A 20,975-nucleotide genomic window follows, 5' to 3' on the forward strand; every position below is an offset into this window, starting at 1 on the left:
CTTCACTCCTGTTTCAGCATCCATCGGCTATTGTTTTTTCAAACGCTTATATTCCTCTTCCATTTTCTTTGATAACTGTTCTGGTGTGATGGAGCCTGCTAATAATTCTTGACCCGTAGTTGCCATGACTGCCCACATTCCGCTTGGTAAGTATTTTCGATCGAAATACGGTTCTATCTTCACCTGTTCGTATTGATCGTAAAATGCAGAGTAATAGTTTTTCGCTTTCACTTGTTTTAGAGCTGTTTCAGAGGATGTGCCCTCGGCGATTTTTTTTGCGTTTTCAGGTTTTGCTAAAAAATCGATGAATTGTTTTGCTTCTTTTAGATGCTTAGAGTCTTTCCAAGCAGCAACAGTAAAACGTTCTCCGCCAATCCAGCTTTGTTCATCTCCTTCATGAATGGCTGGAACAGGCATCGTGCCTACTTTGATCGATGAATTCAGCTCTGTTGCTTCAGGTCCTAAGGATCCTCCGACAAAGGTGAAGGCGATTTTGTTTTGTGCCATGAGTTCAGGCGCTTGAGATAGTTTCGCTGTCAGGACATCCTTGTTTAAAAGGTCTTGATCCTTCAGATCTTTCATGAATTGTGCAAGCGGTGTATAGAGAGACCAATCAAATGATCCGTTTTCAAGTTCCTTTCCGTATTGATGCTTTTGATCGGTGATTAATAAAGGCGTCGCCAGCTCATCAAAGACTTGGGCAATATTTGAGTTATCTCCTCCTGGTATCCAGAGCGGCACAACATCTCCTTTACTTTTTTCTTTCACTGTCAGCAAAGCAGATTTTAATTCATCAAGTGTTCTAGGGACTTCTATGCCATATTCCTTTAATAGATTGGCATTAAAGCTAAGCCCGTCTTTTGCTTGATTCAGCGGGTAAGCGTACACTTTCCCATCTTGGTCTTTTAAAATTTGGTCGAGTGAAGGATCAAGCTGTTTGACCCAATCCATCTCTTTTAAATCAGCCACATACTCGCTATAGCGCAGTTTGGCCCAGCCATGTGTATCAAACAGGTCTGGCATATCGTTTGCTCCCATTTTGACGCGGATCATATCTTCATAGCTGTTGCCTGGGAAATTAGCATCGATTCGAATCTGCTCATGCTTCTTCTCAAACTCACGAATGACTTCTTCAAACGCTTTTCTTTCCCCGCTGTTGCTCATTGTTGAAAATAGCGTCAAGGTGACCTTTCCATTTGCTTCAGATGAGCTGTTATTACCGCAAGCAGACAAAATCATGGTCAAGAACATGGCTGCAGTCAGCAGCATGATTTTTTTATTCATGGTTTCCTCCTTTTGATCACTGAAGATTCAGACGATTATCGGTAGAATTCATGCAGTTGCGGAAACAAAGGAAGTCCATTATACTGGAATTCTATTCTTTTCAAAGAGATAAGAGAGCATAGCGGCAGGCTGCCTTGTTCTTAGCATGATCTGGCCATCATGCTAAGCAGCTTGCTTTCTGCTTTTTTGTCTCTTTTTTGTTAGCTGAAATCTATGGTTCACCCCCTTTCATGGATGAGACATGTACTGCCTCGCTCGATGAGTGTTGTTGGCACGACGACTTTTAGAGGAAGTTTTCTTCCGTTTATTCTCTCAAGCAAAAGCTTCAGACCGACTTCCCCCATTTCTTCTGTATATACTTTGACGGTCGTAAGCGGCGGGCTTGAAAATGACGCGGCTTCAATGTCATTAAACCCAACAATGGATACATCTGAAGGTACGTGTAGACCGGCTTCATGCAGAGCGCGCATTGCGCCGATTGCCATAGAGTCACTTCCAATGAAAAAGGCTTGCGGCAGTTTTCCCTTTTTGATCGCTTGCTGCATAAGCGTATAGCCTTCTTGCATGGAGTATTCACCAATGTGGATGTCTTCCATATGAAGAGCGCCCGTCTCCTGCATTCTTTTCATAAACGTCGTTTGTCTTTCGTCCTCAATCACAGCATTACCTTCGAAATAATGCTCGCGCTCTTTCCCGCCAATATAGCCTAGATGTGTATAGCCGAGAGATTGCAGATGACGAATGGCGCGATCTACCGCTCTGACAAAATCCACATGTACACAATCATACAAATCTTCATCCGCATAATGATTGATAAAAACAATGTGTTCCATTCGATTTGTCATTTTTTCAACCGTATCCGGGCTGATTCGTCCAATGACGATCAAGCCGTCAATTTCCTTTAGCATCGCCCCTTTATCCATGCTTCTTAGGCGAAAGGTATGGAGAGTGGACAGGCCTTGTTTGGCATATTCTTTTTCAATTCCTTTTCGAATCGATGAAAAAAAGGGATCATTTAATTCTTCGTCAATGGATTGAGCGACAACGACACCGATGACTGGGGATTCAGATGGGCTTTTTTCTTCTGCTTGATCGGCTTTTCTTGCTCTCACTGGGGTATAGTTTAACTTCTTAGCAATGTCGAGGATGTTTTGTCTCGTTGCGTGTGAAACGGCAAGCGTTTGATCGCCATTTAACACACGGGATACAGTGGAAACGGACACTTTTGCATCATGAGCAATATCTTTGAGTGTGGTCATAGGCAAACTCCTCATCGTTATTTGACTAAATATTTACTAAAGATATTTGAAGAATAACACATAAGTAAAGCGCTTTCAATTATGAATTTTTGATTTTTATTTTGTTTTTGGGTAAGTTTTGGTGAATGAATTGTGTTTTAGTAAAATTTGCGTAAAAAGAGAGGATGGTTTTCATCCTCTCTTTTACTAACGTGATTCGATTGAGGCTGTTTCTTTTGCAAATATTTGCTTCATTCTTTCCCAAGCAGTGTCGAGTTCTTTATGAAGTCCAAATAAACCTGAGGTGCCGATGATGTAGATCTCATTTCCAGCCTCAGCAAGCAGCCGGAACGTGCTCTCATTACAAGAGCCGTCTACTTCAATTGAAAACGAGTATCCTTCGTGTTTTTTGATATCTTTCACCTGTTTAATTTTCTGAAGCATTTCTTTAATAAAAGGCTGTCCGGCAAAGCCTGGATCGATCGTCATGATCGTCACTCTGTCTATTAAATGAATAAAGGAATCTAATGCTGCAACAGGTGTGGCGGGATTTAGAACAAAGCCAACCTCACATTTTCTTTGGTGAATATGGCGTATGATTCGAAAGGCATCTTTTTGCACGACTTCTGGGTGTAAACAAATCATCGTTGCGCCTGCATCAATACATGCATCGATTAAAAATTCCTGCGGATGTTCGACCATTAGATGAACATCAATCGGTAAATTTGTCAGTTTCCGAAGCTGTTCAATGAAAAAGGGTGATAACGTAATATTCTTCACATAATGCCCATCCATCACGTCGACATGGTACCGGTCTGCTCTCGTGTTGAGAAGATGAATTTGTTCACGGAAATGCGTTAGATCCATGCACATCAGTGAAGGTGAAAAAATGGCTGTCATTCTCAGGCTCCTCCTTTTTACAGTTGAAATAAAAACTTGATCAATCCAATCAAGATTCCGATGATACCAAAGTCTGTATCTCCAAACGTTGTCCCTTCAAAGCCAAGGGTTCCTAACACAGGTAATAAACAAGCAGGTAAAAAGGAAAGAAGCAATCCATTTACAAAGGCCCCAGCGACAGCACCTCTTACCCCTCCAGTTGCATTGCCATACACGCCTGCTGTAGCACCGCAAAAAAAATGCGGGACAAGACCTGGGACAATGACAGTTAAACCAAACAAAGGTAAAAGAAAAATGGATACGATGCCTCCTGCAAAGCTGCATAAAAAACCGATAATGACCGCATTAGGCGCAAATGGAAAAACGGTTGGCGCATCAAGTGCCGGCTTTGCCCCCTTCACGAATCGATCGGCAATCCCTTTAAATGCAGGCACGATCTCGCCAATGGCCATCCGTACCCCTGCTAAAATAATGTACACACCAGCAGCAAACGTAATCGCCTGAATGAGAATGAAGACAGCGAAGTTCGTGCCCCCGCTAATTTGTTCTATATAAGGAATTCCTGCAAACGGTGCAATTGCAAAGAACAGTAAAGCCATCGTAATCGAAATGGCAACAGATGTATCTCTTAGAAAACCGAGTGATTTAGGCACTTGAATGGTTTCCGTTGATTTTTCAGGAGATCCAACCCATTTGCCGATCATTCCCGCAGTAAAATACCCGAAAGTACTGAAGTGTCCGAGCGCGAGATCATTGCTTCCGGTGACTTTCCTCGTAAACGGCTGAAGGATTGCGGGTGCAATGACCATAGCTGCACCTAATATCATTGAGCCAGTGGAGATGAGCAGCCACCCGTGCATGCCGGCTGTCGAGAGAACGACGGCGAGCATCGCCGCCATATACAACGTGTGGTGACCAGTCAAAAAGACGTATTTAAAGGGTGTGAATCTTGCAAGTAACAAATTGACCAGCATACCAAAAATCATGATAAGTGCTGTCTGTGTACCGAATTCCTTTTGAGCAATGGCTGCCATAGCATCTGTATTTGGGACAACCCCTTGAATGTGAAAGGCTGCTTCAAACATCTTTCGAAAAACCCCGAGTGAATCAGAGACGACTGTAGCGCCCGCCCCTAATATTAAGAAACCCATGGTTGTTTTCAAGGTGCCTGACACAGTGTCTGCAGCTGATTTTTTCTGTAAAAGTAAACCGGCTAGTGCAAACAAACCGATGAGAATGGCAGGTGTGCCCAATATATCGTTCATGATCAGTTCTATCATGATGTGAATCCCCCTTTTTCATGACTTAAATATGTTGACGAAGGACGTCTTTAATGGCTTCCTGGTCTAACAAATTGTTTAAGCCAACCACATTTCTTGTGCCGTCATTCAGCTGGTCGATAATATCAGCTGCTCCGATATAAAGGTCTGCTTGTTCATTTTTACTTGTACTGAGATCGGTATGATCCACTTCAGCTTTAAGACCTAATTCTTCTAATGCTTTTTTGACATTCATTTCTACAATAAAGCTGCTTCCTAACCCGTTTCCACATACAACAAGAATTTTTTTCATTTTCTTACTCCTCCTTTATACTTGTGAAAATTGATCAATTAGTTTTTGAACCGATGCTAAATCTTCTGCTTCAATCAATTGTTTCGTCCGTTTCTCTTCACTTAACAGCATGGTCAGCTGTTTGAGTGCTTTCAGGTGGCTCATGCTGTCAATAGCCGCTAGCACTATGACGAGCCGCACCTGCTTTTTTCCATCCTTTGAAAACGAAATGGGCTGTTTGAATGTCATGAGTGTCATGCTCAATTTGTTCACGCCGTCCTCGGGCCTTGCATGTGGAATGGCCACTTGTGGTGCAATGACAATATAAGGACCATTTTGATGAACAGACTGTACCATGGCTTCTACATAACTTGGTTTAATAGCATGTTGATCAAGTAAAGGCTGCGCCGCTTTTGTAATCGCCTCTTGCCATGTGTCTGCTGTTTGGTGGAGCTTGATGGTTTGTTCTGTTAATAAATCATTTAACACTGGGTTCCACCCTTTCTGATAGGATACATATGTGGGATAAAGCAGCTCCCGAATATCATGAAGCAGTGCTTGTTTATTTTGTACGATGGTATGCTGCTGAATGATGTTAAATAAAGCGTTTACATGCCCCTCTTCAATCTTCGTTTCTGAGCCTTTCCCGTATTGAAGTAATGTTTTTTTCTCATAGGCAGTTAAAATAGGATGAACGAGATGAACTGGTTTTCCTTTAAACGAAATAGGTGTTGTGGACACAACGAAATCTGCATCAACGGCTGTTAATTCTTCATATGCACGCTTTGATAACAGTCCGCGTACTTCAATGTAGCCGATTAATTCGAGAAGCTGAGTTTTCAGCATGTTACTTGTGCCGATTCCTTCTCCGCAGACAATGTATACAGAACGCCTGACAATGGATGAAATTCCTTCTCTTCTCATCCAGCTGCCAAAATGCATGGCGAGATATGCAATTTCATGGTCACTCAACTTTGAACAGGCCGCCTTTTCTAAATGACAAGCAACTTTTTGAGTGATTTCAAACACTTCTGGCTGTGCCTTTTTTATAGAATCCGTCAATTCATTGATGATACCAATGTGATAGATGAGCCTGTAATAAGCTGGAATTAAATGCATTGTTAAGTTTTGCTCCAATGCTTTTGGTTCTTGAAAGGAAATACAAGCATATCGCTGAAAGTCCAATATCATTTGCCTGGCGATGGTGCGAATGAGATGTTCTTCTGGTTTTTTAATTGATGGAAGTTTTTGTTTTTTGGCACTGAGCCATAGGGTGCTAAGAAAATAGATCTCATCATCATGAACAATGAGACTGGCCTCTTTTTGAATCTGCGCCATGAAACGAATAGCAGCCAAGCATTCCTCTGTTTCCTGCAATGTTCGCTTTTCTTCGTTTGAAATGTGTACAGCATGCCCCAGCTTCATCCGCTTGAAGTAGAAAAAGAGATCCAAAGAGAGCTGATCCAGCATCTCATCCGCAAATTCAAGCTTAAGTTCTTGTTCTGACTGCTGGAGGAGATGGTGTACCCGTTTGGATGAAATAGGTCCCTTTAACCAAAACGACGGAAACGTTTTTTCATTTTTTATCATTGTGCGAATGAAATGTATATAGGGTTTGAGTGCTAATCGAATGGCCCTTTCGTCTCCTGACATCACATAGCCGCTGGATGATTGATAGCGGAGCGTGATCTCCTGCTTTAAAAGCGCTTCTTTTAGCTGCTTCATATCCTCAAGCAATGTATTTCGGCTCACCTTTGTCATCTTCATAAAATCATCAATTCTTAGGCAATGCTCGCTGCATGCAATGGATAAAAGCAAGATGGCCCTTCGTTCCTTTACACATGGTTCATAATCGTGACCAATAAGGAGGGTGTCAGCTTTTTGAATGATGACTTCTTTTTCATGAGGATTTAAATAATAGCCCAGTTGGACTTTTCGCTGCACACCACTAAGCTGATGAGTTTCCAGCCAGCTGTTCATTCGTTTGATTTCAGCGTAAACGGTTCGAGTCGAGACATTCATTCGATTCTGTAAATCTTCTATTGATAGATAAGATGTCGTATGAAGCAGCATAGATAGTAACGTCGTGCCCCTTTTGGTTAAGTACAGTTGGAATTCCTCCCTTCTTCCCTTTGGTTATAAGTCTAATTCAACTCACATGCATCAAAGAAGCCCAAATGTCTTCAGCACGTGCTGTGCAGCGATTGTGTGCTCTTTTCATAAGAAAAACACACTATAAGGCTTGTATACAAAGAGTCCTTTGTCTTTTTTACGTGTTTAAGGAGCAATAAAAGCAAAAAACCTTGATTGGTATAAAGCCATTCAAGGTTTTTTCACTTCTTATCATCTTTTATTTTTCCTATACGTGACGCTCAAAATTATTTGCTGTTTAAACTAAATCCGAAATCCAAATAGTTTTCAAATGAAAGACAGATACACCAATCCCCTTCTAATGATATAAAGTAGTGATGCTGTGGGATATCTAAAAAATAGACTAGTAACTCTTTTGAATGTTTTAATTCAAACTGGTACCCAAACTCTGTAAGGTTATCCCCTATGTAAATTACTTGTAAGTCATTAGCTAAATATTTTTCTTTTAATTCAGTTATAAATAGAAGAGCATCAGAAAGTAACGATTCATTATTTGAGCTCTTACTATGGTGTTTATTGGTTTGTAACCAATTTATTTGAACCAGCAAAATCAAATTTTTGTTCTATTAAATCTAAATAAATTTCTGGATTTTCATGTACTTTGACATATTTAAGTAGGTCTTTTAATTCCAAATCCTTTATTAGATCTTCATCATAAGAATTCAATAAAATGAACCCCTTTATCTAAATGTATTTATTTAACTACCTTCTTGTCAAAATTCATAGGAATCGCTGTGAGGTCTAACCAGCATTGATTATGGACAATATAGGAGGAGTCTCTCTTGTAAACCTTCCAAGATTTCTACAGGCATTTCCCTGACCTTGATATCATCGCCTAGGAAAAATAACCAATTTGTTATTTCGGTTATTTCTTCTGAATGATTAACATCGATAAAAGTCTTTAGAATGGCTGTCGTTTGGTAAGGGTTCGTATAAGAAATTGACATTTTGAAAGGATGGTATTTTTTGAACTGTGCAATTGCCTTTGGACCAAGTTCAAGGACAAGGTTGATTACTTCCTCCTGCTTACTTAGTTTTTCTAAAATCTTTTTCCTGCTTAATCGATTATTTGTAGAGCATGGTTCTACATCTGTGAGATGGTCGACAGGCAAAATCCGTTTCTTCTCTTCCTTTAAATCAAAGCCTTCAATCCACCACAGGCTTTTTTCACGATAAAGGTTCAAGAGGTAAATCGGATAGGACTTTATCACGTTCTCCTCTCTCATGGTAATCAGTAAATATCGATCCAAAATAAGCAGTTGGATTAATTTTTCTAACATGGGATGAGGGAGATCTGTCAAATCAAGCAGATCAGGATTATTCGGGTTGGTCCCTTCAAATAGCAAGAGGCGATTTAAAAGAACAAGGTCATCTTGCTGGGTTTCTGAGATGAGTCCTAGTAATTTTTCAGCTAAAGACTGGCGACTCTTTAAATAAGGGAGTTGTTGGTTTCTCGTGGCCATAAAGGCAATAAAAAGAGCTTTAATCTCATTATCGGTAAAACGAACAGTTGGCAGGACAGAATTGTTCATCACAAAATAACCCCCGTCCCTTCCGACTTCTGCGACAAGTGGCATCCCCATAGCTTCAATTTCTCTGATGTCTCTAATTGCTGTCGAACGAGAGATATTAAATTCTCTCATGATTTCAGAAATTGTAAAGTTGGCGCGGTTGTTAATATACCGCATGATGGTATTAATCCGTTCAACTTTTTTCATCTGGTCCCCCTAAACAGTATCATTTTTTGACATGGTTTAAGCCTATTATATATTTATCAAGTGAAAAGAAAAAACATTTGATCAATTTTTCAAAAGGATGTGTAGAATATGACAGATTATATACTAGAACAAAAAGACAGCTTTCACGTGTTAGGTATTGGAACTGAACTTAAGAGTCATTACACAGACTATGCGGGCATAACGAAGGAAAAAGCAGACTTTTGGCAAGCAGTCACACAAGAAGGTAAGCTTGACACCTTAAAAGCCATTGCCTCAAATGACTATATTTTTATCGTAAACGAAGCGGTAAATAACAAGCTGATGCATTATGTCGGGGTCATGACAGAGGAATCGTTACCAGAAGCGGACAGATTGATTCAATTTCCTAAAGGGGAATATCTAATCGTTAAAGGGGAAGCTAAAACCGCTGATGAATTGCATCAAACGCTTACTGGCACTGCATTTGGTCAAGTCTTGCCTGAAGCAAAGAATTTCGCCTATGTTGGTGGACCAAATGCAGTGGTAGAGATGGGGCAGCGAAACGGCTTATTACTTGGTGAGATGTGGATTCCTGTTGTACGAAAATAAGAAGGATATGGAGGGATAGAAATGGCCTATATCGTTGATTTTAAAAATGTGTCTACGATTGGTTTAGAGTCTTCACCTGTAGCAGACGCACTTGCTGGCTTACGAGCGAATGAGGCTCGTTACTTTATGAACAAATATAAGCATGAATTTACAGTATTACCTGCCAGCGAAAGTCAGGAGACCCTTGACTATGTGAACCGAGTGTTAAAAGAAGAACGTGAACTAGAGTTTGCAGCCAAACCTTTAGAAACGGCAAGTTTTCAAGTAGAAAATATCAAATGGACCTACGTCTTTTATGAAGATGGTCTTGCAATTAACGTCCTGTATACAGTCGATGACCCGAAAAAACGTGCTGTTGGTTTTAAGCTTTCTGAAGGGATGGAAGTACCAAAGGAATTAGAAGGGAAATTTAAATTTGCTAGGCAGAAGTCTAAACTAGCTGGAACGATTCGTGGGTCATTTTTTAAAATTAAAGGGGAATATTGAACTCGAATTTGTGAATCTGATGAAACAAATAAATTAAAATTATTTCCCCCTTCTAAACAGAGCAGCATTCTCTATGCATTATTAGAGGATGTTTTTCTGTTTATTGTACCAACTTTATTTTCTTATGAAGAAGTTCGCCGTTAAAATGGCTTGGCTATTGCACTGTTTAACATCTATACTTTTTTCAGACCTATATTCAAAGAAAATGATGTGAAGTATCCCTCATTCAAAAAAACACTCACCATAAAAGCTGTGAGTGCCTAGTTTTGCTTGTCTCTATCATACGATGACCCACACAGGAAAAAAGATCCCCATTCTCCTTTTGGTCGGTTTTTTCTCGGATAGGAGTCCAGATTCCAATAAACACCAAAAACCTTGAAGCATTAGCCCATTATAAATTCTGTAAATCATCTCCACCGCCAGCTAATTTCCCTATCAGGATAAACTGCAGGTATATATATCCCCCTTCTTTTATTTTCATCATCAATAATGTACCAATTGTTATCCTCTAACCATTCTTCATTAAAATTTGTTTCTACAAAATCATCTTCTTCATCAACAAGTGCTGCGAAAAAATCATTAAATTTGTCTATATTATTTGAAGGGATAATCTCACCATTAACCCACATACCATCAACATTAATATCGCGTATATCTCCTAAAAACTCGTTTAGAAAGTATAATTTCACAATTCTCACTCCTTAGGTGAAACCTTAATATATTGGCTTGGAACTTCCCCTTTAATCAAATACTCATTATCCCTTTTAGTCCAATTAATCGCTCTTTTCTTCCAAAAATCAGAACAAGTAACATCTCTTTCAATCAACTTTTGAATTTGTTTTGGAGAAAGTATAACAACACCTTTTAGCTTTCCAGACTGTATATCTTTCCTTAAAGCTGATATGTTTAGTTCAATTGCATTTTCTCCATAATTTCCAATAACATTTTTGTTATTTGTAAAACTAGTATAAGGGCTATTAGATTTAGCTCCTTTTCTATAACCTCCAAGTATATGCTCTGTAACAGTCACTTCTCGTCCTTTATATAAACCTTCTTTACTAGCTGGTACTAAATCACCTGAACTTGATATATGAGGTTTACCAATTCCATTTGGTCTAGTTGGAGAGTGTAGTAAACTATCCCCTCTATATAAATTACTTTTGTTGGTTAAAGAAGCATCATCTATACCCCTAATCCCCATCTTCCCATGAAACCTCTTCGACCCGATCGGCAAAAGCATCCCCAGAGCCGCGTTCATGCTCGCTTCCTGCTGTTCTTTAGAAATTTTATTTCCAAACATATCTCGGCCAGTGATCGCTTCGCTGAAGCCGTTGGTGGCGGTGAGGCCGTATAAACCTTTTTGGGATGTCTTTAGAGCATCAAAAGACTTTTGTGACGTCTTGTAGATATCGACTGCCCTGACTGCGGCTGATGTGGCTTGAGTTGTTTTATAGACGGCCTTTCCGCCTTTGAAAATGCGGCCTGCCCAGCCGACGATTGGGATGTAGCCTGCTGCTGCCATACCGCCTGCCGCGACTCTCTGTCCTGCCGTGAGCTCCTCGCCTGTGATTGGATCAACGCCTGTTGCGGCACGTTTTGCATCATTCACACCCGTTAGTTCATTGACAATATTTCCGCCATAATCGAGCACTTTTTCATACCAAGAACGGTTGGCGAGTGCTTCTTGTTCCTTTGCGATCTCGCGGGCTTCTTCTTGTTCTTTTTTGATCTTCAGATATTCAGAAGTTTGCTTTTCAATATCGCTTTTTGCCTTGTAGATGTCGCTATTTTGATACGCTTTCTTATCAAAATTCATAGGTGAAATCGCTTTTCCGTCATTTGTCGCATTCATCATTTCTGCGTACAATGCCATTGTAGCTTGCTGCTCCGTCTCTGACAAAGCATATTCATCTTTTAAATTTTGATCAAGCTCTATTAGATCTTTGACCGTCTTTTTTCGTTCATCTTCCGCATCTTCTATTTTTTCATCAAAGGTTTGGCTATCAAATACCTCTAGGGAAATGAGGTCATCAATGTCTTGAAAAATCGTTTTGAGTGCCTTTTTTTGATCCTTCACAATGCTTTTGGCATTCTTGATGCCCATATGTACTGCGTTGTCTAAAAAGTGTTCTTCTACAAAGGTATCGCCGCCAAAGCTCGTATCATCCAGTGTCCCAGAAACACCTTCATGAAAGGCTTTTTGCTTATCAATGAAGCTGATAAACATGTCTACATTTCCAACCAGCTCTTTATAGAAACTTTTAATGTTATCGGCACCTTTTCCAGTGAAGTCATCACCGAGGTTGGCAACACCTTGTAATGCCTTTTTTAAATCTACCATTTGTTCGCGAAGTTTCTGATAATGTTTTGCCCTTGTGTCCATGGCACTGGTTAGTGCTTTTGCATCAAGTATCTTCCCCAGCAGAATTCACTCCTTCCTATTCATTGACAAGGTCAATTTTACCAATACAAAGTTTGTCATTAAATAGGAATATTGATACAAAAAACAGTACTTATTATGTAAATGAACAATGTTTCAATAGAATACTTTAGCTCCACTTTTGTCAGTAATAATTATGATGCGATATTTAGAACATCTTTTAAATAAATATTTTTTAAGCTACTTCATTATAAAATTGTTATAGAGCACTTCCATGGTAAGGAAGATGTCACTAGTCGAGGCAATCCCTACATGAATTAGGAATGCACTTAGAAAAAGCACACCCGCATCAGTGTACTTTTTACGATTTAGACTTCAGCAATTGCAGCTCTTGCTCCATGATATCTGCTGCTTCAGTTATAAATTGAATAATTAAATCTAATTCTTCTGCTTTGTATTCGTTTGTAAGCTGTTTAGTTGATGCTGATAAGGATTGGAAAAGTTCTTTCACTTGTGATTTTCCTGCTGTTAGTGGGACAATGATGACTCTTCGTTTGTCCTTTGGGTCTTTTTCTCTTTTGGCGTAGCCCGCTTTTTCAAGCCGGTCAATGAGAGCTGTGACTGCACCTGAGCTAAGGCCTGTTTTTTCACTTAATTCCCCCGCTGTGAGGGGGCCGAGTTCGTTTAATAGATCGGCGGATTTGAGATCTGTTGGAAAAAGGCCGAGCGATTGAGCGGCCGCTTGGTGGAACAAGACGGTTCGTGTGGCGAGGCGCCTCATTGTATGGATGATCTGGGCTGCTCTGTCTTCAGCCTCGTTCTTTATTGACAACTTGTTCTCCTCCCTTTAAAATCAATTTATCTTGATCATCAAGATAAATGTTCTCTTACTTTATGGTTAAGTTGATCATAGCAAAAATAATGAGAGAACGTAAGCAGGAGGTAAATGAAATGAATCATGTGGATAAAGGCAAGGCATCCACTCGCTTTGTTGTCATCGGTTTGCTGTTAGGGATTTTTATGGCAGCGATGGACAATACCATTGTTGCAACAGCAATGGGAAGCATCGTAGCAGATTTAGGCAGTTTTGATAAATTTGCTTGGGTGACGGCTTCTTATATGGTGGCAGTGATGGCGGGAATGCCGATTTACGGAAAGCTTTCTGATATGTATGGTCGAAAGCGTTTTTTTCTGTTTGGACTTATTTTCTTTTTAATTGGATCAGCGCTGTGCGGTATCGCGCAAACGATGGATCAGCTCATTATTTACCGAGCCATTCAAGGGCTTGGGGGCGGTGCACTTCTTCCAATCGCATTTACGATTATCTTTGACATCTTCCCACCTGAAAAGCGCGGAAAAATGTCTGGTATGTTTGGAGCAGTCTTTGGTTTATCAAGTGTACTCGGACCGCTTTTAGGTGCTATTATTACGGATTCGATCGGCTGGCATTGGGTTTTCTATATTAATGTGCCAATTGGTATTGTCAGTGTCTTCTTGATCGCCAGATACTATCAGGAATCGCTTGAACATCGTAAGCAGAAAATCGACTGGTCAGGTGCTATTACACTTGTCGTTGCGGTTGTCAGCTTAATGTTTGCGCTTGAGCTTGGCGGTAAATCTTATGCTTGGGATTCGGTGCAAATCCTCACACTTTTTGCTGTGTTTCTTGTGTTCGGTACGATCTTCTTTATTGTTGAGCGTAAGGCTGAGGAGCCGATTATCTCATTTTGGATGTTTAAAAATCGATTATTTGCAACATCTCAAATTTTGGCGTTTTTATATGGCGGGACATTTATTATTCTTGCTGTCTTTATTCCTATTTTCGTGCAGGCTGTGTACGGTGAATCTGCGACAAGTGCAGGGTTCATTTTAACACCGATGATGATTGGATCAGTCATTGGCAGTATGATTGGCGGAACGATGCAGACGAAAGTGCCTTTCAGACGTCTTATGACTATTTCTGTCATTTCATTTTTCGCTGGGATGCTGCTGCTTGCCAATATGTCACCAGATACAGCAAGACTGTGGCTCACACTCTTTATGATGATATCAGGATTTGGCGTCGGGTTCAGCTTCTCCCTTCTGCCGTCAGCTTCAATGAATGATCTTGAGCCGCGCTACCGAGGCAGTGCAAACTCGACCAATTCATTTATGAGATCACTTGGAATGACGCTCGGTGTAACGATTTTCGGGACGATTCAAACCAATGTGCTGACAAATCGTTTAGCTGATGCCTTTAGCGGAATGAAAGGAGCCCCTTCTCAAGTAGGCGATCCACAGGCTATTTTCCAAGAAGGTGCCCGCTCACAAATTCCGCCTGATATTTTAAATAAAGTCATCGATGCGATGTCACAAAGTATTACGTACGTATTTTTGCTTGCATTATTCCCGATTGCACTTGCGGCGATTACGGTCGTATTTATGGGAAATGCACGGGTACGCACATCTAATGAAATGAAGGAAAACGAATAAAGGGAAAAAGCAGAGCGATAGCAGCTCTGCTTTTTTTCTTATTGATATAACGGATGGGCTTTGCCCTCACTGCCAACGATTCGTATTTTCGATTGGACCATGTCTTTCGCTGCTTGTTTTGCTTTTTGTAAATACATACGCGGATCTAAGCTTTCAGGTTCGTTTGAGAAATGATCACGTATTGCTTCGGAATACGCATTTTTCAGTTCAGTTGAGACATTCACCTTTGCCATACCAAGTGCAACGCATCGCTTGACATCCTCATCTGGTACAGCGGAACCACCGTGCAGGACAAGTGGTACATCGACCAGCGCTGCAATTTGTTCAATGCGGGCAAAGTCAATATCCGGCACCCCTTTATAAATGCCATGGGCAGTACCAATCGCAGGCGCTAAAGTAGGCACCCCAGTTTCTTCTACAAATTGGCGGCATTCTGATGGAACGGCTTTTTCAGCATCCTTTTCGTCGACGACGATATCATCTTCTACGCCGCCTACCTTGCCTAGCTCTGCTTCGACATTTACACCGACTTTTAAGGCAAGATCTACGACTTCTTTTGTGCGGCGTACATTTTCTTCATATGAGTGCATAGATGCATCGATCATAACGGATGTATATCCAGCCCTGATACAGGTGAGAATCACATCAAAGTCTGTGCAGTGATCCAGGTGAAGACCGATTGGGATTTGATATTGATCAGCCGCCGCCTTCACTGTATCTGCAATCGCTTTTGCTCCAAGAGATTGAACCGTTCCAACCGTTGTTTGCAAAATCACAGGTGACTTTAATTCTGCAGCAGTTTCGAGCACCCAATAGATACTGTCAAAGGAGTGTACATTGAATGCCACAATTCCGTATTTTTCTTTTTTCGCAGCCTCAAGCATTGGTGTTGTTGAAAGTAAAGGCATGATCAAACATCCTCTCTAGTTAAAATATCCGTTTCTAATACAGCAAGCATGTCTTCATTTGTTCTTGTTTCCAGCAGTTTTTGACGTTTCGTTTCATCCATTAAGCCTCGTGAAAGGGCTGAAAGAGCTTTTAAATGAGTCGTCCCTGCTTCACTTTTAGGGATCAGTAAGGATAGGAAGAAAAAGCAAGGCTTCCCATCAAAAGCGTCCCATTCAATTCCTGTTTCCGTGCGGACGATCACAAGTGCTGGTTTCGTGATGGCTTCTGTTTGTGTATGCGGAATGGCAAATCCATCTTGAAATCCGGTTGTACTAAGTGCTTCCCTTTCCGCTAAGCCTTTTTTGACATCCTCTGGTGAGGTGCAAATACCTGCTTTGTAGGCAATGTCAGCAATGGCTGCGAACACGCCAGCCTGTGAAGAAGCTGTTTCGTGAAGATTCATATAGATATGTTCCATCATTTCTCCTCCTCCGTTTTAAACTGCGGGGTTGTCTATTTTTTTACGGTAAAGTCCGTAGAGAATCGCACCTACTAGTGAGCCGATTAGTATGGAAAGCACCCATTGGAATGCACCTGTGACAACTGGGAGGACAAGGAACCCGCCATGCGGAGCTGGAACCTGTACGCCAAAGAGATACGTCAATATAGCAGAGATAGCCGAGCCAAACATGATAATTGGCAGGACAACGACCGGGTTTTTTGCCGCAAATGGGATGGCTCCTTCTGTAATATGTGTCGCCCCCAGAATATAGTTGATTGCCCCTGCATTTCGTTCTTGTGGCGTGAAATGTTTTCGGAAAATCGTTGTAGCAATCGCAATGATAAGCGGTGGTGTGATACATGCTGCTGACACACCTGCCATGAAGTAAAGGTTACCTTCTGCAAGTAAAGCCGTTCCTGTGACATAGGCTGCTTTGTTAAAAGGTCCTCCCATATCAAATCCACACATCGCTCCAACAATTAAGCCTAAAAGCAGAGGGTTTGTGGATTGTACAGATGAGAGAAAATCCATTAAGGAATTATTTAGCCCTGTGATTGGAACTAACAGCGGGGTCATGACAGCCCCGATTAAGAAAATACCGATGACAGGATAGATGAAGATCGATTTTAATCCATCAAGTGATGCTGGTAATTTTTGAAGCAAGAATTGAAGCAATAAAATGATATATCCTGCTGCAAAACCTGCGATAATACCGCCTAAGAAACCAGCACCTCCATCATTTGCAAGGAGACCCCCTATAAATCCAACGACCATCCCTGGGCGTCTTGCGATTGAATCAGCAATAAATGCTGCTAAAATTGGCACCATTAAACTAAAGCCGAGTCCGCCAATGCTTTTCAAATAGGCAGCAAACGGATGATACGTTTCGTGCTTAGGATCAGCAGAGTAGATACCGAATAAGAAAGAAAGGGCAATTAAAACACCGCCTCCAACAACAAATGGCAGCATGTGTGATACACCGTTCATTAAGTGCTTATAGATGGTGTGTATCCATTTATTTGCCGACTTTTGTTGAGAGGATAAAGGAGCAGATGGTTTCTCCGTTCCAGAAGCTCTTCCTTTCACTTGATGAACGGGGGCATCTCCATTGATAATGCCTTGGATCAGTTCATTTGGCGTGCGGATACCCTTCGCTACAGGCACTTCAATTAGTGGTTTGCCGTGAAAACGATCTGTATTTACATCTTTGTCAGCTGCCACAATGACCCCATCTGCTTCCATAATGTCTTGATCAGTTAAAGCGTTTTCAATTCCTACTTGACCATGCGTTTCGACTTTAATGTCGACCCCTAGCTGCTCAGCAGCGATTTTTAATGCTTCAGCTGCCATGAATGTGTGTGCAATGCCTGTTGGACAGCCGGTTGCAGCGACAATTTTTTTACGGCTCATGTGTTATTCCCCCTTAGATCTTCTGAATGTGTACTTGCTCAATCAATGAATCAATATCATGTAAATCACTTAAGCCTTTCGAAAACGCAGTAGAGGCCCCCGTTGCAATGCCGTAGCGTAAGCATTCTTCAGGTGAATGTCCTTCAAGATGTTTACTAAGAAAAGCTGCGAGCATCGCATCTCCAGAACAAGCTGTGTTTACGACAGTGCCTGTTGGTGCGTTTCCTTTAAACACTGCGTCCTTCGTAATGAATAAAGCTCCTTCCTCGCCTCGGGAAATAAGCACTTGTTCTGCACCCATCTCAATGAGTTTCTCTCCTGATTGAATGAGTTCTATTTCTGACAAAGGATGTGTTTTGCCGAAAAAAGCAGCAATTTCTTCTTCATTCGGTTTTAGTAAATACGGCTTGTATTGAAGCGTCTCAAGAACTGCTGCTGAGCTTGTGTCTAAAATGAACTTGACCTTCTGTTGATGGCAAATAGCTGCTACTTCTGAAAAAATGCTGGCAGGAACGCCTTTTGGCAGACTGCCTGACATGATGAGGATGCCTCCCTGCGGGATAGCCGCAATTTTCTCACGAAAGGCGTGAAGCGCTTTTTCTTCAATTGCAGGGCCCTGATTCACGAGCTTGTATTCTTCTGTCGTATTGATAAAAACATTAATTCGTGTGATTCCTTCAACCGAGATAAAATCGGTCTGAATGGAGAGATCCTTTAAAGATTGTTCAATATAAGAGCCTGAAAACCCAGCAATAAATCCTAATGCAGTGCTGGTGAAGCCATATTTCTTTAGCATAATTGACACGTTCACGCCTTTTCCATTCGGCTGATAATCTTCATCTTCTGTGCGATTGACTGCATTTGCCCGCATTTCTTTTAATGCAATATATAGGTCAATAGCAGGATTTAAGGTGCAGGTATAAATCAATTGGTTTCACCTTCTTTCTTTTCTCTAAAGAAAGTATCTCATACGATTCAGTGAAAATGTTTTCAGAATGTGTAAAGGTTTTCATGAGAAAAAGCCTTCCAGATCAAAGTCTCGAAGGCTTTCTTATTGGTTATTTCATTCGGATCACATAAGCATCAAGTAAAATGCGGGCAATGACATGAAGAGACAGGCGGGATCTGACTTCATAATCTGGGAAGAAAGATTGTTCCCCTTTATATCCGACTAGTGTCATATCTGATATTTTGCTTAATGTAGAATCTATTCTTGTCGTAAGCGTAATAGTTGTGACTTGCTTCATGCTGAGGTTTTGACACGCTTCAACAAGCTCAGCTGTTTCGCCATTTAATGAAACAAAGATGGCAAGCTCACTTTTATCAATGTCTCGCGATTTCAGCCGAATGATATTCGGATCGTCGTGTACTTCACATGTTTTCCCGATGAGCTGTAATTTGATGGTCATCTCTTTGGCGATCATCTCTGAGAAGCCCCTACCGAAAATATAAATTTTGTCTGCATTATGTATTTTTTGAACGGCATCTTCAATTTGTCCAATACTTTGCAGCTGTATCGTTTTTAAAACCTCTTCTTCATTTTTCCTAATTGCTAGTTTGATGTCTTCATCAATATTTTTGAGCTGGTCGCTTGCATCTGTCATTTTCTTTTCTTGTTTCAATCGATATTTAAAGGATGTATAGCCGTTATAGCCAATTTTTTTCATCAGTCTGACAATCGTGGCCGTTGATACATTGGCTCTTTCGCTTAAAGTGACAATGGATAAGGTGGAGATATCCTCTAAATGCTGGTGAATATAATTGAGTAAATATCGTTCTGTTTCACTTAACGTTTGATATACATCACTTGGGATGTTAAATAATGATTCATTCAATTCGATTCCCCCTTATTCATTTCATACTATAATTAAATGCCCAATAAAAACAAGATGATTCTTTTGTCATGTATTTAGATAAAAGGCGAAAATGAGTGAAATTTTATTTTTGACATAAACTAAGGAAAAGTTGTGTCTATGTGAAAGGAGCTGATCCGTATGCTTCATCTTTTGTTTTTTCTGATCCTTCTCTATGTCGTTTATGTCTTTTTGACCGCATTTGTTTTGTTTTATTTACCGATCCAAAAAACATGCAAAGAACATTGTATCTATAAAGCCTCTTCGATCTCAGGAGACGATCAGGGCACAAATCAAGTGATGCTTCTTGACGATGGATTTGAGTCTGGTCAGGCCAGAATCCAAATGATTCGTGAGGCAAAGAGGATGATCCGCCTAAGTTATTATTCCATTCAAAAGGGAAAAACAGCCGAATGGGTACTAGGTGCTTTAATTGAAGCTGCTGATCGAGGGGTGAAAGTTCAGCTGCTTTTAGACGGCATCTGCCACAGTTTGCGTGGACCGCTGAAGCATTTACGATATGCCGTTGCAAATCACCCGAACATGGCCATTCGTTTTTATGAGCCCTTTCGGTTATTTAAGCCATGGACGTGGCATAACCGCCTTCATGATAAGCTGCTGCTGGCAGATGGCCGAGTGGCTGTGATGGGCGGAAGAAATATCGGTGATAAATACTTTGCAGATCAGCCCCCGAAAGATTTTGCATTTGACCGCGATGTGCTGCTTTATAACGACAAAAAAGGAAAAGTATTAGATGAAATGGAGCAATACTTCGTTTATTTATGGAATCATGACTTTACGAAAAGAACAAAAGCTGTGTTCTCCAAACAAAAAGCAAAGAAAGGCTTAAAACTAAGAAAGAAACTGCTTAGATCCTATCAGGAGGCCGTGCGTGCGAAAGAACCTTTTGTGATGTCGTCCTTTAATTGGGCAGCAGATGGCACCTCAGTAAAGCAGATTGCATTTTTTACAAATCCTGTGGAGCGCTTCAATAAGCGTCCTCTTGTGCTCAAAAAACTAAACGATCTAGCCCACCGGGCAAAGCGTTCTGTGCTCATACAGACGCCTTATGTCATCCCGACACGACCCATGAAAGACGGCCTCACTCCCTTAGCCAGCGGGATTCAAACGACAGTTGTTACGAATTCTCTTACAGCGACGCCAAATCCGTTAGCTTTTGCAGGTTACTTAAGCACGAAAAAGGAACTGATGAAAACAGGCGTTCATTTGTACGAATATGAAGGCCCGTATTCCATTCATGCGAAATCAATGGTCATTGATGATTATTTAAGTATTATTGGCACATATAATTTAGATGCGAGGTCTAGTTTTTTAAATACAGAGTCAATTTTGGTCATTGATAGTGCCCCGTTTGCGCTATCACTTACTCAGGCAATAGAACGTAAAATTGCCTATAGTATACTTGTCGCGAAGGACAAAACAGCCTATAAAGCGCAGTCCTATGGGCAGAAAAAAAAGCCTTTGATGAAAAGGCTCCTTTTAAATGGTTTATCCGCGATCACTGTTCTATGGCGGCGGTTGATCTAAAGGGCA

General features: G+C 40.9%; 20 protein-coding genes. 4 read left to right on the forward strand and 16 right to left on the reverse strand.

The genetic code is table 11. The features are described 5' to 3' along the window. Nucleotides 1-27 precede the first annotated feature (27 nt). The 8 genes from NSQ25_RS09105 to NSQ25_RS09140 all read right to left on the reverse strand — a co-directional run bounded on the left by NSQ25_RS09105 (nt 28) and on the right by NSQ25_RS09140 (nt 8,842). Nucleotides 28-1,284 (reverse strand): ABC transporter substrate-binding protein, encoded by a 1,257-nt coding sequence (locus tag NSQ25_RS09105; RefSeq protein WP_081124459.1) that lies wholly within the window; start codon nt 1,282-1,284, stop codon nt 28-30. Nucleotides 1,285-1,502: 218 nt separating this feature from the next. Then, nucleotides 1,503-2,543, reverse strand: a complete 1,041-nt coding sequence (locus NSQ25_RS09110; RefSeq protein ID WP_326136343.1) for a LacI family DNA-binding transcriptional regulator — start codon at nt 2,541-2,543, stop codon at nt 1,503-1,505. 186 nt (nt 2,544-2,729) lie between these two features. Beyond that, nucleotides 2,730-3,422 (reverse strand): D-allulose 6-phosphate 3-epimerase, encoded by a 693-nt coding sequence (gene alsE, locus NSQ25_RS09115; protein WP_326136341.1) that lies wholly within the window; start codon nt 3,420-3,422, stop codon nt 2,730-2,732. 17 nt (nt 3,423-3,439) lie between these two features. Further along, nucleotides 3,440-4,702 carry a PTS ascorbate transporter subunit IIC gene (locus NSQ25_RS09120; protein WP_034283515.1) on the reverse strand — a complete coding sequence of 421 codons (1,263 nt, stop codon included), beginning with the start codon at nt 4,700-4,702 and terminating at the stop codon, nt 3,440-3,442. A 25-nt stretch (nt 4,703-4,727) separates the two neighbouring features. Then, entirely contained in the window at nt 4,728-4,994 is a 267-nt protein-coding gene (locus NSQ25_RS09125; RefSeq protein ID WP_211044079.1) for a PTS sugar transporter subunit IIB, read from the reverse strand. A 15-nt stretch (nt 4,995-5,009) separates the two neighbouring features. Further along, nucleotides 5,010-7,082: a BglG family transcription antiterminator gene (locus NSQ25_RS09130; protein WP_326136661.1), complete on the reverse strand. Its 2,073-nt coding sequence runs from the start codon at nt 7,080-7,082 to the stop codon at nt 5,010-5,012. A gap of 555 nt (nt 7,083-7,637) precedes the next feature. Beyond that, complete coding sequence (locus NSQ25_RS09135; RefSeq protein ID WP_326136339.1) at nt 7,638-7,790, reverse strand: hypothetical protein; 153 nt, start codon at nt 7,788-7,790, stop codon at nt 7,638-7,640. Nucleotides 7,791-7,879: 89 nt separating this feature from the next. Next, the gene (locus NSQ25_RS09140) at nt 7,880-8,842 is read right to left on the reverse strand and encodes an HTH domain-containing protein (protein WP_326136338.1); all 963 of its coding nucleotides are present in this window, start codon (nt 8,840-8,842) and stop codon (nt 7,880-7,882) included. A gap of 108 nt (nt 8,843-8,950) precedes the next feature. On the opposite strand from NSQ25_RS09140, the gene NSQ25_RS09145 reads away from it, so the two are divergent. Next, entirely contained in the window at nt 8,951-9,430 is a 480-nt protein-coding gene (locus NSQ25_RS09145) for a GyrI-like domain-containing protein (RefSeq protein ID WP_326136336.1), read from the forward strand. Between the two features lie 21 nt (nt 9,431-9,451). Then, complete coding sequence (locus tag NSQ25_RS09150; RefSeq protein ID WP_081124465.1) at nt 9,452-9,916, forward strand: phage tail protein; 465 nt, start codon at nt 9,452-9,454, stop codon at nt 9,914-9,916. A gap of 407 nt (nt 9,917-10,323) precedes the next feature. On the opposite strand, the gene NSQ25_RS09155 is transcribed toward NSQ25_RS09150, so the two are convergent. The 3 genes from NSQ25_RS09155 to NSQ25_RS09165 all read right to left on the reverse strand — a co-directional run bounded on the left by NSQ25_RS09155 (nt 10,324) and on the right by NSQ25_RS09165 (nt 13,077). Further along, the gene (locus NSQ25_RS09155; protein ID WP_326136335.1) at nt 10,324-10,605 is read right to left on the reverse strand and encodes a hypothetical protein; all 282 of its coding nucleotides are present in this window, start codon (nt 10,603-10,605) and stop codon (nt 10,324-10,326) included. 5 nt (nt 10,606-10,610) lie between these two features. Beyond that, nucleotides 10,611-12,341: a T7SS effector LXG polymorphic toxin gene (locus tag NSQ25_RS09160; protein WP_326136660.1), complete on the reverse strand. Its 1,731-nt coding sequence runs from the start codon at nt 12,339-12,341 to the stop codon at nt 10,611-10,613. Between the two features lie 316 nt (nt 12,342-12,657). Next, the gene (locus tag NSQ25_RS09165; protein ID WP_046312274.1) at nt 12,658-13,077 is read right to left on the reverse strand and encodes a MarR family transcriptional regulator; all 420 of its coding nucleotides are present in this window, start codon (nt 13,075-13,077) and stop codon (nt 12,658-12,660) included. 170 nt (nt 13,078-13,247) lie between these two features. Between NSQ25_RS09165 and NSQ25_RS09170 the strand changes: the two genes are divergently transcribed. Further along, nucleotides 13,248-14,768: an MDR family MFS transporter gene (locus NSQ25_RS09170; RefSeq protein WP_041117607.1), complete on the forward strand. Its 1,521-nt coding sequence runs from the start codon at nt 13,248-13,250 to the stop codon at nt 14,766-14,768. Between the two features lie 38 nt (nt 14,769-14,806). Here the strand turns inward: NSQ25_RS09170 and NSQ25_RS09175 are convergent, their stop codons facing one another. The 5 genes from NSQ25_RS09175 to NSQ25_RS09195 all read right to left on the reverse strand — a co-directional run bounded on the left by NSQ25_RS09175 (nt 14,807) and on the right by NSQ25_RS09195 (nt 19,403). Further along, the gene (locus tag NSQ25_RS09175) at nt 14,807-15,676 is read right to left on the reverse strand and encodes a class II fructose-bisphosphate aldolase (protein WP_065214439.1); all 870 of its coding nucleotides are present in this window, start codon (nt 15,674-15,676) and stop codon (nt 14,807-14,809) included. Between the two features lie 2 nt (nt 15,677-15,678). Further along, on the reverse strand, nt 15,679-16,137 hold the full coding sequence (locus tag NSQ25_RS09180) for a fructose PTS transporter subunit IIA (RefSeq protein WP_024427781.1): 459 nt from the start codon (nt 16,135-16,137) through the stop codon (nt 15,679-15,681). 15 nt (nt 16,138-16,152) lie between these two features. Continuing rightward, on the reverse strand, nt 16,153-17,568 hold the full coding sequence (locus NSQ25_RS09185; RefSeq protein WP_326136333.1) for a PTS fructose transporter subunit IIBC: 1,416 nt from the start codon (nt 17,566-17,568) through the stop codon (nt 16,153-16,155). A 13-nt stretch (nt 17,569-17,581) separates the two neighbouring features. Then, a complete protein-coding gene (gene pfkB, locus NSQ25_RS09190) occupies nt 17,582-18,496 on the reverse strand; it encodes a 1-phosphofructokinase (protein WP_326136331.1) in 915 nt (304 codons plus the stop codon). Between the two features lie 130 nt (nt 18,497-18,626). Then, on the reverse strand, nt 18,627-19,403 hold the full coding sequence (locus NSQ25_RS09195) for a MurR/RpiR family transcriptional regulator (RefSeq protein ID WP_034284000.1): 777 nt from the start codon (nt 19,401-19,403) through the stop codon (nt 18,627-18,629). 159 nt (nt 19,404-19,562) lie between these two features. Here NSQ25_RS09195 and NSQ25_RS09200 point away from each other — a divergent pair, with 159 nt between their 5' ends. Then, complete coding sequence (locus NSQ25_RS09200; protein ID WP_326136330.1) at nt 19,563-20,969, forward strand: phospholipase D family protein; 1,407 nt, start codon at nt 19,563-19,565, stop codon at nt 20,967-20,969. The last annotated feature ends 6 nt before the right edge of the window (nt 20,970-20,975 follow it).

Origin of the sequence: Bacillus sp. FSL R5-0512, assembly GCF_038593295.1 — a bacterium.
GTDB lineage: Bacteria > Bacillota > Bacilli > Bacillales > Bacillaceae > Bacillus > Bacillus safensis.